The organism is Streptomyces sp. enrichment culture, from assembly GCF_964273145.1.
Classification (GTDB): domain Bacteria; phylum Actinomycetota; class Actinomycetes; order Streptomycetales; family Streptomycetaceae; genus Streptomyces.
Genome location: NZ_OZ186873.1, coordinates 2,983,396 through 2,995,683, shown reverse-complemented (window position 1 = coordinate 2,995,683; position 12,288 = coordinate 2,983,396). Strand labels below are relative to the sequence as shown.

Sequence of the window (12,288 nt, the reverse complement as noted above, 5' to 3'; positions counted from 1 at the left end):
AGTGGGTGTCGGGGTGGGGGAGCGGGCCGGAGGGGACGGGCCGAAGGGAGAACGGGGGCGGAGGCCGTCAGGCGGCCCCGAGGGCGAAGGGGCCGCCCGGGGCGAAGGCCAGTTCGGCGAAGCGTTCGCCGATGCGGCGGTGGGCGGCGGCGTCCGGGTGGAGCTCGTCGGGCAGCGGCAGCTCGGCGTAGTCGGCCTCCCCGTACAGGGCGAGGCCGTCCAGGTAGTGCAGGTTCGGGTCGTCGGCCGAGCGCTGCCGCACGATGCGGGACAGCTCGTCGCGGATGACGGTGAGCGTCAGCTTCCCGGCGGCGCGTTCGGCGGGGTCGCCGGTGGCCCGGAACCGCAGCTTCCCCTCGCTGAGCGCGTCGAGGTCGAAGGCGCCGGGGCCGGGGGTGTCCTCGTGGAGGGGGCAGTACAGGGGCGAGACGACCAGCAGGGGCGCGGTGGGGTGGCCCTCGCGGAGGGTGTCGAGGAAGCCGTGGACGGCCGGGGTGAAGGCGCGCAGCCGCATCAGGTCGGTGTTGACCAGGTTGATGCCGATCTTGACGCTGATCAGGTCGGCGGGGGTGTCCCGCATGGCGCGGGCGGTGAACGGGTCGAGCAGGGCGCTGCCGCCCAGGCCCAGGTTGATCAGTTCCGCGCCGCCGCGGGAGGCGGCCAGCGCGGGCCAGGTGGTCGTGGGGCTCGCCGCGTCGGAGCCGTGGCTGATGGAGCTGCCGTGGTGCAGCCAGACCGGGCGGCCCCGGTCCGGCACCGGTTCGACGGGGGCGTTCGCGCGCAGGGCGACGAGCTCGGTGGTCTCGTTGTGCGGCAGCCAGATCTCGACGTCCTTGACGCGGTCGGGCAGGCCGGTGAAGCGGAGGGTGGCGGGCCGGCCGGTCCGGTGCTCGGCGGCCCCGGTGGCCAGGTCGATGGTGAGGGTGTGGCCCCCGGCGGCGCGGGCCCGCCCGTGCGGGCGGCCGTCGACGAGCAGGTCGTACACGCCGTCCGGGCGGGGCGGGGCGCCGGTGTAGACCCGCTTGGTGGGGAGGGTGTCCAGCTCCACGGCGGTGGCCCGGGTGCGGAAGACCAGGCGTACGCCGGAGGGCTGGGACTCGGCCAGGGCCAGCTGCGGGTCGGCGCACTGCGCGCGGGCGCGGGCGGGCAGCCGGTGGGGCAGCAGGCCGTGCTCGGTCCGCTCCAGTTCGAGGGCGCCGCGCAGGAGGCCGGCGGCGAGGTCGGTGGTGAGGGGGGTGGTGATCCAGTCGTGTGAGGTGTCCATGGCTCCGGCCTGGGGTTCGGATGTCCTGTCCCGGATGGGTCCGGGCGGTTATCAGGATGTCGAGCTGCGGTGTCCGGAGACAGGGGCCGGGCTGGAGCGCCTCGTCCCGGGGGAGGTCCTGGGCCCTTGCCCTGCGGCACGGGCCGCGAAGCTGTGCTCCCCGTCCCGCAACCGGACACGTGGAGTGACCCGGGCCACTCCCTCGGCCCGGGTGAGCCGGGGAGCGGCGCGTCGGCGGCCTCGCGGGGGGACGCGATCGCGTTCGCATCGCCCGTCGTGGCCCGGCGCCCGGCGGTCATCACCCAGGGTGAATATTCGTGTGCGCATGGTGACGTGGTGTGGCACGGTCGAATCATGAAAAGGATCGCGACGGGAGCGGCGACGACACTCGCCGCAACGGCCCTCCTCGCCGGCAGCCTCACCACGCCCTCCCACGCCGCACCGGCCTGGGACAAGACCGTCAAGTGCAAGCAGAAGGACTGGGACGACCGGGTGATCCCCACCCGTGTCGGCAACGGCAAGCTCGGCTGGAAACACTTCTCCGGTCGGCACAACATCAGGAAATGCAAGATCGTCAACGCCGCCATCAACGGCAAGCCCGACAAGAAGAACGGCGCCCGCCTCGAATACTGGGCCTACGCCTGGAACGGCAACCGCCGCGTGCAGATCATCGTGATCGCCCAGTACGCCCGCAAAACCGCCGACGGGGATTACGACGCCGGCCGCGGTCAGAAGATCGGTGTCATCACCGCCTACTGCAAGGGCATGGACAAGTGCCCCAACTGGCTCAATCAGTGACATCGTTTGACGTGTGACTCCCACGTACGACGACATCGCGGAGCGGCAGGCGGACATCGCACGCCTGCTGCTCCACCACATCCACGCCCCCCTGCCCGACGGCCGGTTCATCCGCGGTGTCCTGCCCTCACCGCCCCCCGCCGCGGACGTCAGGATCGTCACGGGCCCAGAACGCACGGGCGCTCCGGACGACCTGACGGCCTGGGAGATCCCCCTGCGCACCATCGACGACCCCGAGGAACTGGCGGGTCCGAACGATGTCCTCGGCATCGTGCGCGCATTGAACTCCGGCACCCGGATCTTCTCCAGCAGCCGCGTCGGCACGGTGATGGGCATGACCCTCGTCCGCGTGGATCCGGCGCAGGCCGCCCCGGCCGGCCCGGGGGAGCGCGACGACGCCTTCACCATCCTGCGCACCCTTGCCCACCCCTGGACCGAGGAGCAGCCCGACCCGCGGCTGCGGGGCTTCCTCCTCCAGGGCCCCGACCGGATGCGCCTGTACGTCGACCGCGAGGAGGACACCGACGTGGTCGCCGCGGACGTACGGCCGTCCGGTGCTCCGACCGCCTTGCTCGCGGCCCTTCCCTCCCTGATCGAGGAGGTGGAGCGGACCGTGCCGGGCGACATCGGCGACCCGCACTGCTCCCGCCTGATCGACCTCACCGACTGGTGACCCGCGGGGAGCGCCGTCCCGGACCCGCGCAGGTGCCGGATCGGGTGCGAGGGCGGTGGGCGGGACCGTTCCGGAGCGGGCAGGCGGCGTCCCCGACGCGCTGACGCACTCCGGCTCGATGTCCTGCGCCGACACCTCGCACCTGTCCATCCGGGCTGCGGTACGACGCCGGCCGGCCGCGACGACCGCGGACACGCCCGGGGCGGCGCACCCGGAAGCGACCGGGACATCCCGCGCAGGCCCGAGGGCGACCGAGGCGTCGACACGGACGCCCGGAGGTCCGGGACGGCCCGGACCTCGCGAAGGCGGGACACGGAGGTGCGGATGGTCCTGGGCGATCCGACACGCGACACACTCTTGCAAGCAGGTGCTTGCAAGAGTTAGCAAGGTGGTGGCATCGTGAAGCCATGGCATCGCTCAACGTCGGCAATCTCGGTGAGTACCTGCGCGAGCAGCGGCGCAACGCGCAGCTGTCGCTGCGCCAGCTCGCCGACGCCGCCGGGGTGTCCAATCCGTACCTGAGCCAGATCGAGCGCGGGCTGCGCAAGCCGAGCGCGGAGGTGCTGCAGCAGGTCGCCAAGGCGCTGCGGATCTCCGCCGAGACGCTGTACGTGCGCGCGGGGATCCTCGACGCCGAGCGGGACCGCGACGGGGTGGAGACCACCGCCGTGATCCTCGCCGATCCCACGCTCACCGAGCGGCAGAAGCAGGTGCTGCTCCAGATCTACGAGTCCTTCCGCAAGGAGAACGGATCCGGGACCCCTTCCGCTCCGGCGGACGCCCCGGCCGGCGCGACGGAGGACGGGCAGGGCGGGACGGACGCCCGGGGCGAGGCCGAGGACGGCGTCGAGGGGGACGCCCGCCCCGGCAGGAGCGGTGGCGGCGACGCCGCCGGCCCGCGGCGGACGACCGGGTGAGACGGACGAGGTGTCCGGCCGGACGAGCGCGGGAACCCCACACAACCCTCAAGCGAACGTGACCGGGAGGTCCAGCACCATGGCCATCACCGAAGACCTGCGCAAGACCCTCAGCGACCCCACCCCGCTCTACTTCGCCGCGGGCACCGCCGACCTGGCGTGGCGGCAGGCCAAGAAGGTGCCCGTCCTGGTGGAGCAGCTGCGGACCGAGGCCCCGGCCCGGATCGAGGCCGTCCGCAACACCGACCCGAAGGCCGTCCAGGAGAAGGCGACCGCCCGCGTCAAGGAGACGCAGTCGACCCTGCAGGCCAAGGTCAACGAGCTCCTGGGCTCCCTCGACACCGACCTGAAGAAGATCGGCGAGACCGCCCAGGACCTCGCGCTGCGCGGCGTGGGCGTCGCCGCCGAGTACGCCGTCAAGGCCCGGGAGACCTACGAGAAGGTCGCCGAGCACGGCGAGCAGGCCGTGCGGACCTGGCGCGGCCAGGCCGCCGAGAGCATCGAGGACGTCGCCGAGGGGGTGGAGGAGATCGCCGTGGCCGTCGAGCCGAAGCCCCAGCCGGTCACGGTCGAGGAGGACAAGCCGGCCGGCGCCAAGGCCGAGCCCGCCGAGGCGAAGAAGGCGCCCGTGAAGAAGGCCCCGGCGCGCAAGCCGGCCCCCGCCGCGAAGAAGCCGGCCCCGTCGGCCGAGTGAGCCGCGCGTAGGCGGACGGCGGCGAACGCGGGCGCACGGGGACGGGCCGGGCACGTGCGGGGTGCCCGGCCCGTTCCCCGGGTAGCGGACCCGCGCCTGCGGGTACGGTGACCGCGTAATCGACGAGCCGAGTCTGGTGGTGGACGTTGTGCTGATGCAGGGTTTCGCGGGGTTCATGTGGTTGCTGAGCACGGCCCTGATCCTTTTCAGCGGCTTCGCGCTGATCGACGCCGCCACGCGCCGCGAGGACGCCTACCGGGCGGCGGACAAGCAGACCAAGCCCTTCTGGCTGATCATCCTCGGGCTCGCCTTCGTGGTGAACCTGATCTTCAACATCCTGTCGTTCCTGCCGATCATCGGCCTCATCGCGACGATCGTGTACATGGTCGACGTACGGCCCGCGCTGCGCGGCCTGCCGGGCGGAGGCCGCAGCAGCCGCCGCGGCTCCAGCAGCGACGGACCGTACGGGCCGTACAACGGCGGACGGTGAGCCGGCGGGCCGCGCCCGGGTTCCCGCCCGGCCGCGGCCTCCGGATTCCCGCCCGGCCGCGGCCTCCGGGTTCCCGCCCGGCCGCGGTCCCCGGGCCCCCGGCTGCGGTACCGGTGGCCGCCGGCTACGGGACGCGGTCCAGCAGCAGGACCGCCACGTCGTCGGCCAGCTCGCCGCCGTTGAGGTCGCGGACCTCGTTCACCGTGGCCCGCAGGAGCTTCTCGCCGCGCAGGCCCCCGGCGATCTGGCGGCGGACCATCTCCACCATGCCCTCCTGGCCGAGCCGCTCCCGGCCCTCGCCGACATGGCCCTCGATGAGGCCGTCGGTGTAGAGCATCAGGCTCCACTCGGCGCCCAGCTCCACCTGCGTCCGCGGCCAGCGGGCGCCGGGCAGCAGCCCGAGCGCCGGGCCGTTGTTGTCGTACGGCAGCAGCCGCGCGGACCGGCCGGGCGCGGCGATCAGCGGCGCCGGGTGACCGGCCAGGCACAGCCCGGCGCGGCGGCCGTCCGGGGCGATGTCCACCGCGCACAGCGTGGCGAAGATCTCGTCGTCCGACCGCTCGTGCTCCAGCACCTGCTGGAGCGTGCCGAGCAGCCGGTCGCCGCACAGGCCCGCCAGGGTCAGCGCGCGCCAGGCGATGCGCAGCTCCACGCCGAGCGCCGCCTCGTCCGGGCCGTGGCCGCAGACGTCGCCGATCATGGCGTGCACGGTGCCGTCCGGGGTCCGTACGACGTCGTAGAAGTCGCCGCCGAGCAGGGCGCGCGAGCGGCCGGGGCGGTAGCGGGCGGCGAAGCGCAGCGGCGAGCCCTCCAGCAGGGGGGTGGGCAGCAGGCCCCGCTCCAGGCGGCGGTTCTCCTGGGCGCGCAGCCGGCCCTCGGCGAGCCGCCGCTCGGCGGACTCCGAGCGCTTGCGCTCGACGGCGTACCGGATCGCCCGGCTCAGCAGCCGGCCGTCCAGCTCGTCGCGGAACAGGTAGTCCTGGGCGCCCACGCGCACCGCCTCCGCGCCGCGCTCGGCGTCGTTCGACGCGGTCAGGGCGAGGACGGCGTGCCGGGGCGCGAGCTCCAGCACGTGCCGCAGCACCGCCAGCTCGTCGTCGCCGTCGCCCGCCCGGCCGGGGGCGGGCAGGGCGAGGTCCAGCAGGATGCAGTGGACGTCGTCGGTCAGCAGCCGCTCGGCCTCGGTGAGGTTGCGGGCCGTGCGGACGCGGATCGGCTTGCCGGCCTGGTCGAGCAGGTCGGGCACGATCGGCGAACCGGCCGGGTCGTCCTCGATCAGCAGCAGCGTCAGGTTGGTGGGAGCACTGTGCTCCACCGTGTTCCCGGGATTCCTGGTGCTCCCGGCGCCGGTGGTGCCGGCGGCGTTCGTGGTGTTCCCGGCGGCGTCCTGCCGGTGCGGCGCGCGTTCCCCGGAGTGCTCCGTGGACGTGCGGACGCCCGCGGACGCCGCCTGCGCCTGACCACTCTCCACGGCCGGGACCGCCCGGGGCCGCGGTACGGGTACGGGCATCGTCTTGGGTTCCTTCCCTCCCCCCGAGGGCACGGTGGGGCGAGGGACCTCGACCCACCGACGGGGACCATAGCGGGTGCCGGCGCCGCGGCGGAATGGCGCGGAGCACGCCACCGGGCCGCCGGCCACCGCCATATGCCGCCTGACGTGCCGTAGTTGGGTACGGCGACGGAGCCCGCGGGATGACGAACGTCACGCCCGGACGGGGCGCGGCGGGGCGGTGCGCGTGGACTGGGTCACGTGGCCCAGGTCACCACCCGCCAAGGAGGGGCGAGTTGGCGCTCCGGTTCGGCTCGCCGCCCCGCCGCTCAGGTCGCGTCCGGCCGCACCACTCCCAGGACGGGCATCGACCCCGCCCCCGCGACCGTGATCGTCCGCCCCGGTCGCGGGGCGTGCACGACCATGCCGTCGCCGACGTACATCCCGACGTGGCTGGCGTCCGGGAAGTAGATGATCAGGTCCCCGGGGCGCATCTCCCCGACGTCGACGTGCCGCAGCTGCTCCCACTGCTGCTGCGAGGTGCGCGGGATGGCCAGCCCGGCCGACGCCCAGGCCCGTGAGGTCAGGCCGGAGCAGTCGTACGCCGCGGGGCCCTCGGCCCCCCACCGGTAGGGCTTGCCGACCTGGTCCATGGCGAACCGCACGGCCTTCCCGCCCCGCTCGGAGGCCTCACCGGAGGCCCCCTCCAGGACGCCGGAGCCGAGCCAGGCGGCCTGCGCCCGCCGCGCGGCCTCCCGCTCCAGCCGCTCCAGGCGCTCCCGCTCCTCCCGCTCCAGCCGGGACTCGAGCTCCTCGGCCGCCGCGATCCGCCTCTCGACCTCCTTCCGGGCGGCCTGCTTGGCCTCGCGGTCGGCCTCCAGCCCCTTCCGCCGGGCGGAGGCGTCCGCGGCGTAGGTCCTCAGGTCCTGCTGGGCGCGGTTCCTCTCCGCGATCAGGCCCTTGGTGGCCCGCTGGCCCTGGAGCACCCGGCCCGTGCCGTCGAGGAACTGCCGCGGGTCGTCGCTCAGCACCAGCTTCGCCTCGTCCGGCAGCCCGCCGGTGCGGTACTGGGCGCGGGCCGCGGCTCCCGCGCGGTTCCCGAGCCGGTCCAGTTCCTCCCGGCCCTCGGTGATCTTCCGGGCCAGTTCCGCGAGTTCGGCGGAGTGCCGCCGCGCCTCCTCCTCGGCCGCGTTGTACTCGTCCGTGGCCACCGCCGCCGCGCGGTAGAGCTTGTCCAGCTCGTCGCGTACGGCTTCCAGCTCCTCGTCGGACGCGGTGGCGGCCGGCGGCGGGGCGGCGGCCGGTGGCGGCGTGGGCCCCGGATCGGCGAACGCCGTGCCCGGCGCGGCCGGCACGATCACCGCGCAGACCGCGGTCACGGCCGCTGCGATCAGGCCACGCCTGCCCGTACCCATGCCTCGCCCCCAGGTGATTAACCGTCAGTAACTTCGGTCGCGTGAGGGATGGTGCCACGCCGGCGCGGAAAGCGACAGAGGCGGTGCCTCCCCCTCCCGTCACCCGGCACGCCGTCCCCCTCCGCTGTGTGACGTACGGCACGGAAAGATCGTTCCTTCCGCGGATCGGGGGCGTGCCGGCCGGGCCGGGCGGCGGGACCTCCTCCGCCGCGGCTCAGCTCCGCGGCGCCAGCGCCCCCCACCGCACGGTGACCTCCCCCTGCCGCCAGCGCGCGGGCCCGTCCGTCACCGGCCAGTCGGCCGTCAGGTCCCGTACCGCCCGGATCCAGCGCTGGCGGGCGCCGTAGGAGGCGTAGGGCGCCGCGGCGGCCCAGGCGCGGTCGAAGTCGCGCAGGAAGGCGTGCACGGGCTCGCCGGGGACGTTGCGGTGGATGAGCGCCTTCGGCAGCCGTTCGGCCAGGTCCGAGGGGCGGTCCAGGGAACCCAGCCGGGTCGCGAAGGTCACCGTGCGCGGCCCCTCGGGCCCGAGCGCCACCCACACGTGCCGGCGGCCGATCTCGTCGCAGGTCCCCTCGACCAGCAGCCCGCCCCGGGAGTGCTCCGTGGCCGGGGCGAGCCGCGCGCACAGGCGCTGCCAGACGGCGGCGACCTCGGCCTCGTCGTACTGGCGCAGCACGTTGGCCGCGCGGATCAGCAGCGGGCGCCGGGCGACCGGGACCTCGAAGCCGCCGTGCCGGAAGACGAGCCCCTCGCGCGCGTAGGGCCCGGCCGCCGCGACGCGCGCCGGGTCGATCTCGATGCCCACCACGCGGGCGCGGGGCGCGACGGCGCGCAGGCGGTGCAGCAGCTCGACGGCGGTCCAGGGGGCCGCCCCGTAACCGAGGTCGACGGCGACGGGATCGGCGGCGCGGCGCAGCTCGGCGCCGTGCGCGGCCGCGATCCAGCGGTCCATGCGGCGCAGGCGGTTCGGGTTCGTCGTCCCGCGCGTGACCGTGCCCACGGCGGGGCTCCCCCCGCGCGGGCGGAGCCGGGCGTGGGGGAGGGCGGCGGCGCGGGGTGTCATGCGTACGAGGGTAAGCGGGCCTCCGGACGGGGCCGGTGCGGTGGGTTCCCGGGTGGGGCCGGGGGCGTCACGCATTCTGACGTCGAACGGTTGAGCGATAAGCGGTAACGCTTCGGCAAAGCCTGCCCGCGGGGAATGGGAGTGCCGTCCTGCGGCGTTCGCACCCCGTGGAGGGCGGCGCGTGTCCTCCGGCCGGTACGCCCGCAGCAAGGAGGAACGCCACGTGAGCCAGTACGTCAGCAGGCTCGGGCGTCGCTCTCCGGCGGCTCCCCCGCGGCTCCGGTTGCACCGGCGCCCCCGCCGCGTCGCGATGCTCTCCGTGCACACGTCCCCGCTCCACCAGCCCGGCACCGGCGACGCGGGCGGCATGAACGTCTACATCGTGGAGCTGGCGCAGCGCCTGGCCGCCATCAACATCGAGGTCGAGATCTTCACGCGCGCGACCGCCGCCGCGCTCCCGCCGGCCGTGGAGCTGTCCCCCGGCGTGCTCGTCCGGCACGTCGACGCGGGCCCCTACGAGGGCCTGGCCAAGGAAGACCTCCCGGCCCAGCTGTGCGCCTTCACGCACGGCGTGATGCAGGCCTGGGCCGGCCACCGCCCCGGCCACTACGACCTGGTCCACTCCCACTACTGGCTCTCCGGCCACGTCGGCTGGCTCGCCGCCCAGCGCTGGGGCGCCCCCCTGGTGCACGCCATGCACACCATGGCCAAGGTCAAGAACGCCAACCTGGCCGAGGGCGACACCCCCGAGCCCGCCGCCCGCGTCATCGGCGAGACCCAGATCGTCACCGCCGCCGACCGGCTCATCGCCAACACCGCCGAGGAGGCCGGCGAGCTGGTCCGGCACTACGCCGCCGACCCGGCCAAGGTCGCCGTCGTCCACCCCGGCGTCAACCTCGAGCGGTTCCGCCCGGCCGACGGCCGCGCCGCCGCCCGCGCCCGCCTCGGCCTGCCGCAGGACGCGCTGATCCCGCTCTTCGCCGGCCGCATACAGCCCCTGAAGGCCCCCGACGTCCTCCTGCGTGCCGTCGCCGTCCTGCTCGACGAGCGCCCCGAGCTGCGCTCCCGCCTCGTCGTCCCCGTCGTCGGAGGCCCCAGCGGCAGCGGCCTGGCCAAGCCGGAGGGCCTGCAGAAACTGGCGGCCCGCCTCGGCATCGCGGACGTCGTACGGTTCCGCCCGCCCGTCGGGCAGGAACAGCTCGCGGACTGGTTCCGGGCCGCGTCCGTGCTCGTCATGCCGTCCTACAGCGAGTCGTTCGGGCTGGTGGCGATCGAGGCGCAGGCGGCCGGCACGCCGGTGCTCGCCGCCGCCGTCGGCGGCCTGCCCGTCGCGGTCCGCGACCGGGAGACCGGCTTCCTCGTCCGGGGCCACGATCCGGCCGCCTACGCGCGCGTGCTGCGCGACTTCGCCGACGACCCGGCGCTCACCTCCCGCATGGGCGAGGCCGCCGCCCGGCACGCGCGGGGCTTCGGCTGGGACACCGCCGCGGCGGCCACGGCCGACGTCTACACGGCCGCGATCACCTCCCACCGCCGTCGCGTACCCTCGCACCATGGCTGAGGCACGGCAGGCACAGCAGGCGGCGCGGCAGACCCTGGAAGGTGCCCTGAGGGACGCCGAACTGGAGTGGGAGAGCCCCGAACCCGGCACCTACGTCGTGAAGCTCCCGGGCACCCGCAAGCTGTCGACGACGGTCTCCCTCCTCCTGGGCCGCCACTCCCTCTCCCTGAACGCCTTCGTCATCCGCCACCCCGACGAGAACGAGGCCGCCGTCCACCGCTGGCTGCTGGAGCGCAACCTCAAGCTGTACGGCGTGAGTTACGCCGTCGACCGGCTCGGCGACGTCTACGTCACCGCCAGGCTCCCGCTGGCCGCCGTCACCGCCGACGGGATCGACCGGCTGCTCGGCCAGGTCCTGGAGGCCGCCGACGGCGCCTTCAACACCCTGCTGGAACTGGGCTTCGCCTCCGCGATCCGCAAGGAGTACGCGTGGCGGGTGTCGCGCGGCGAGTCCACGCGGAACCTGGAGGCGTTCCGCCACCTGACCGAGCGCCCCGCCGACTGAGGCACGGCGCGAGACGGCGCACGGCCCGGGGCCGTCAGCGCGACGCGCCGGCGCGGTACCGCCCCGGCGGCACGCCCACCAGTTTCTTGAAGTGCCGGGTCAGGTGGGCCTGGTCGTGGAAACCGGTGGCGGCGGCCACCTCGGCCGGCGGGTGCCCCGCCAGCAGCAGGCGGCGGGCCCGCCCGACGCGCCGGGACGTCAGGTACCGGTGCGGGGCGATGCCGTACGCGGTGCTGAACGCCCGTACCAGATGGGCGGGATGGGCACCCAGCAGCGCGGTCGCCTCGTCGAGTGTGAGCCCCTCGGTGACCCGGGCGTCCAGCAGTTCGCGCAGCCGGCGGGCGAGGACGGGGTCCCGGCGCGGGGCGGGGCGGGCCCGCCCCGGGCGCAGCGCGGCCCGCAGCCGCTCGCCGATCAGCGCCAGCCGGCTCGCCGCCTCCAGCTCGTCGCCGGGCCGGACCAGCGCGGCGTGCACCTGCCCGACGCGCCGCCGCAGCACCGGGTCGCGCAGGTCGGGACGGTCGACGGCGGGCCCGATCAGATCGTCGGGGAGCAACGTGCCGTCCAGGTACAGGACCCGCTTGCGGAAGCCGTCCGGGGTGGCCGGGGCGCCGTTGTGCGGAACGTGCGGCGGCAGCAGGGTCACCGTGTCGAGCGGGGTGCCGCGCTCGTGCCGGTCCAGGTCGTAGCGCACGGCCCCGGCGTCCACGATGAGCAGCGTCCAGGCGTCGTGGACGTGCATCGGATAGGCGTACCCGGTGAAGCGCGCGTGGAAGACCTCCACGACGCCCGGAACGCGCGGACGCCAGGCGGAGACGGTGGCGTCGGTGGCGGTGCGCTGCGCGGCCATGCAAAGAACGTACAAGACGCGGCCGTGGGCGGGGCGGCAGTCTCCCGGCATGAACGACGCAACGACCGACGCGGCGCCCGGCGCACCCGTCCGCTTCGACACCAAGATCGCCGTCCTGCTCCGTGACGACCTCGAACCCTGGCAGCGCCTCAACGTCACCGCGTTCCTCGTCAGCGGCCTGGGCACCCGGCTCCCCGAGGTGATCGGGGAGCCGTACGAGGACGCCGACGGCGTGCCGTACCTGCCGATGTTCCGCCAGCCGGTGCTGGTCTTCGAGGGCGGCAAGGAGACGCTGACGGCCGCCCACGCGCGCGTGCTGTCCCGCCGCCTGCCGTGCGCGGTCTTCACGGGCGACCTGTTCGCCACGGGCAACGACCGCGACAACCGGGCGGCCGTCCGGGCCGTGCCGACGCAGCAGCTGGACCTGGTGGGGCTCGCGGTGTACGGGCCGAAAAACGGGGTGGACAAGGTGCTGAAGGGGGCGCGGATGCACCCGTGAGGAAGGGGGTCCCGGCCGCGCGGGCCGCCCCGGCTGCGCGGGTCGCTCCGGCCGGGTGCGGTGTCCCGGC

General features: G+C 74.8%; 13 protein-coding genes. 8 read left to right on the top strand and 5 right to left on the bottom strand.

The features are described from left to right. Positions 1-67: 67 nt before the first annotated feature. Positions 68-1,264, bottom strand: coding sequence for a GDSL-type esterase/lipase family protein (locus tag ACSU6Z_RS13480; RefSeq protein WP_437045602.1), 1,197 nt, complete (start codon positions 1,262-1,264; stop codon positions 68-70). A gap of 354 nt (positions 1,265-1,618) precedes the next feature. On the opposite strand from ACSU6Z_RS13480, the gene ACSU6Z_RS13475 reads away from it, so the two are divergent. From ACSU6Z_RS13475 to ACSU6Z_RS13455, 5 genes are all read left to right on the top strand, one after another. Beyond that, positions 1,619-2,062, top strand: a complete 444-nt coding sequence (locus ACSU6Z_RS13475) for a hypothetical protein (protein WP_437045600.1) — start codon at positions 1,619-1,621, stop codon at positions 2,060-2,062. Positions 2,063-2,075: 13 nt separating this feature from the next. Further along, on the top strand, positions 2,076-2,735 hold the full coding sequence (locus tag ACSU6Z_RS13470) for a hypothetical protein (RefSeq protein ID WP_437045599.1): 660 nt from the start codon (positions 2,076-2,078) through the stop codon (positions 2,733-2,735). A 407-nt stretch (positions 2,736-3,142) separates the two neighbouring features. Next, positions 3,143-3,652 carry a helix-turn-helix domain-containing protein gene (locus ACSU6Z_RS13465; protein WP_437045597.1) on the top strand — a complete coding sequence of 170 codons (510 nt, stop codon included), beginning with the start codon at positions 3,143-3,145 and terminating at the stop codon, positions 3,650-3,652. A 79-nt stretch (positions 3,653-3,731) separates the two neighbouring features. Continuing rightward, positions 3,732-4,346, top strand: a complete 615-nt coding sequence (locus tag ACSU6Z_RS13460) for a hypothetical protein (protein WP_437045595.1) — start codon at positions 3,732-3,734, stop codon at positions 4,344-4,346. A 154-nt stretch (positions 4,347-4,500) separates the two neighbouring features. After that, positions 4,501-4,836, top strand: a complete 336-nt coding sequence (locus ACSU6Z_RS13455; RefSeq protein ID WP_437045593.1) for a DUF2516 family protein — start codon at positions 4,501-4,503, stop codon at positions 4,834-4,836. A gap of 124 nt (positions 4,837-4,960) precedes the next feature. On the opposite strand, the gene ACSU6Z_RS13450 is transcribed toward ACSU6Z_RS13455, so the two are convergent. The 3 genes from ACSU6Z_RS13450 to ACSU6Z_RS13440 form a co-directional block, all read right to left on the bottom strand. Next, entirely contained in the window at positions 4,961-6,346 is a 1,386-nt protein-coding gene (locus tag ACSU6Z_RS13450; protein WP_437045591.1) for a PP2C family protein-serine/threonine phosphatase, read from the bottom strand. A 308-nt stretch (positions 6,347-6,654) separates the two neighbouring features. Next, a complete protein-coding gene (locus ACSU6Z_RS13445; RefSeq protein WP_437045589.1) occupies positions 6,655-7,740 on the bottom strand; it encodes an NlpC/P60 family protein in 1,086 nt (361 codons plus the stop codon). A gap of 214 nt (positions 7,741-7,954) precedes the next feature. Further along, on the bottom strand, positions 7,955-8,740 hold the full coding sequence (locus tag ACSU6Z_RS13440; RefSeq protein ID WP_437050294.1) for a class I SAM-dependent methyltransferase: 786 nt from the start codon (positions 8,738-8,740) through the stop codon (positions 7,955-7,957). Between the two features lie 286 nt (positions 8,741-9,026). Between ACSU6Z_RS13440 and mshA the strand changes: the two genes are divergently transcribed. Continuing rightward, positions 9,027-10,364 (top strand): D-inositol-3-phosphate glycosyltransferase, encoded by a 1,338-nt coding sequence (mshA, locus tag ACSU6Z_RS13435; RefSeq protein ID WP_437045587.1) that lies wholly within the window; start codon positions 9,027-9,029, stop codon positions 10,362-10,364. Continuing rightward, entirely contained in the window at positions 10,357-10,869 is a 513-nt protein-coding gene (locus tag ACSU6Z_RS13430) for a YbjN domain-containing protein (RefSeq protein ID WP_437045585.1), read from the top strand. The genes mshA and ACSU6Z_RS13430 overlap by 8 nt, the downstream gene beginning before the upstream one ends. A 34-nt stretch (positions 10,870-10,903) precedes the next feature. Here ACSU6Z_RS13430 and ACSU6Z_RS13425 read toward each other — a convergent pair whose 3' ends face one another. Then, positions 10,904-11,719 (bottom strand): AraC family transcriptional regulator, encoded by an 816-nt coding sequence (locus ACSU6Z_RS13425; RefSeq protein ID WP_437045583.1) that lies wholly within the window; start codon positions 11,717-11,719, stop codon positions 10,904-10,906. Between ACSU6Z_RS13425 and ACSU6Z_RS13420 the strand changes: the two genes are divergently transcribed. Then, positions 11,718-12,218 (top strand): DUF2000 family protein, encoded by a 501-nt coding sequence (locus ACSU6Z_RS13420; RefSeq protein WP_437045581.1) that lies wholly within the window; start codon positions 11,718-11,720, stop codon positions 12,216-12,218. The two genes, ACSU6Z_RS13425 and ACSU6Z_RS13420, sit on opposite strands and share 2 nt — an antisense overlap. The last annotated feature ends 70 nt before the right edge of the window (positions 12,219-12,288 follow it).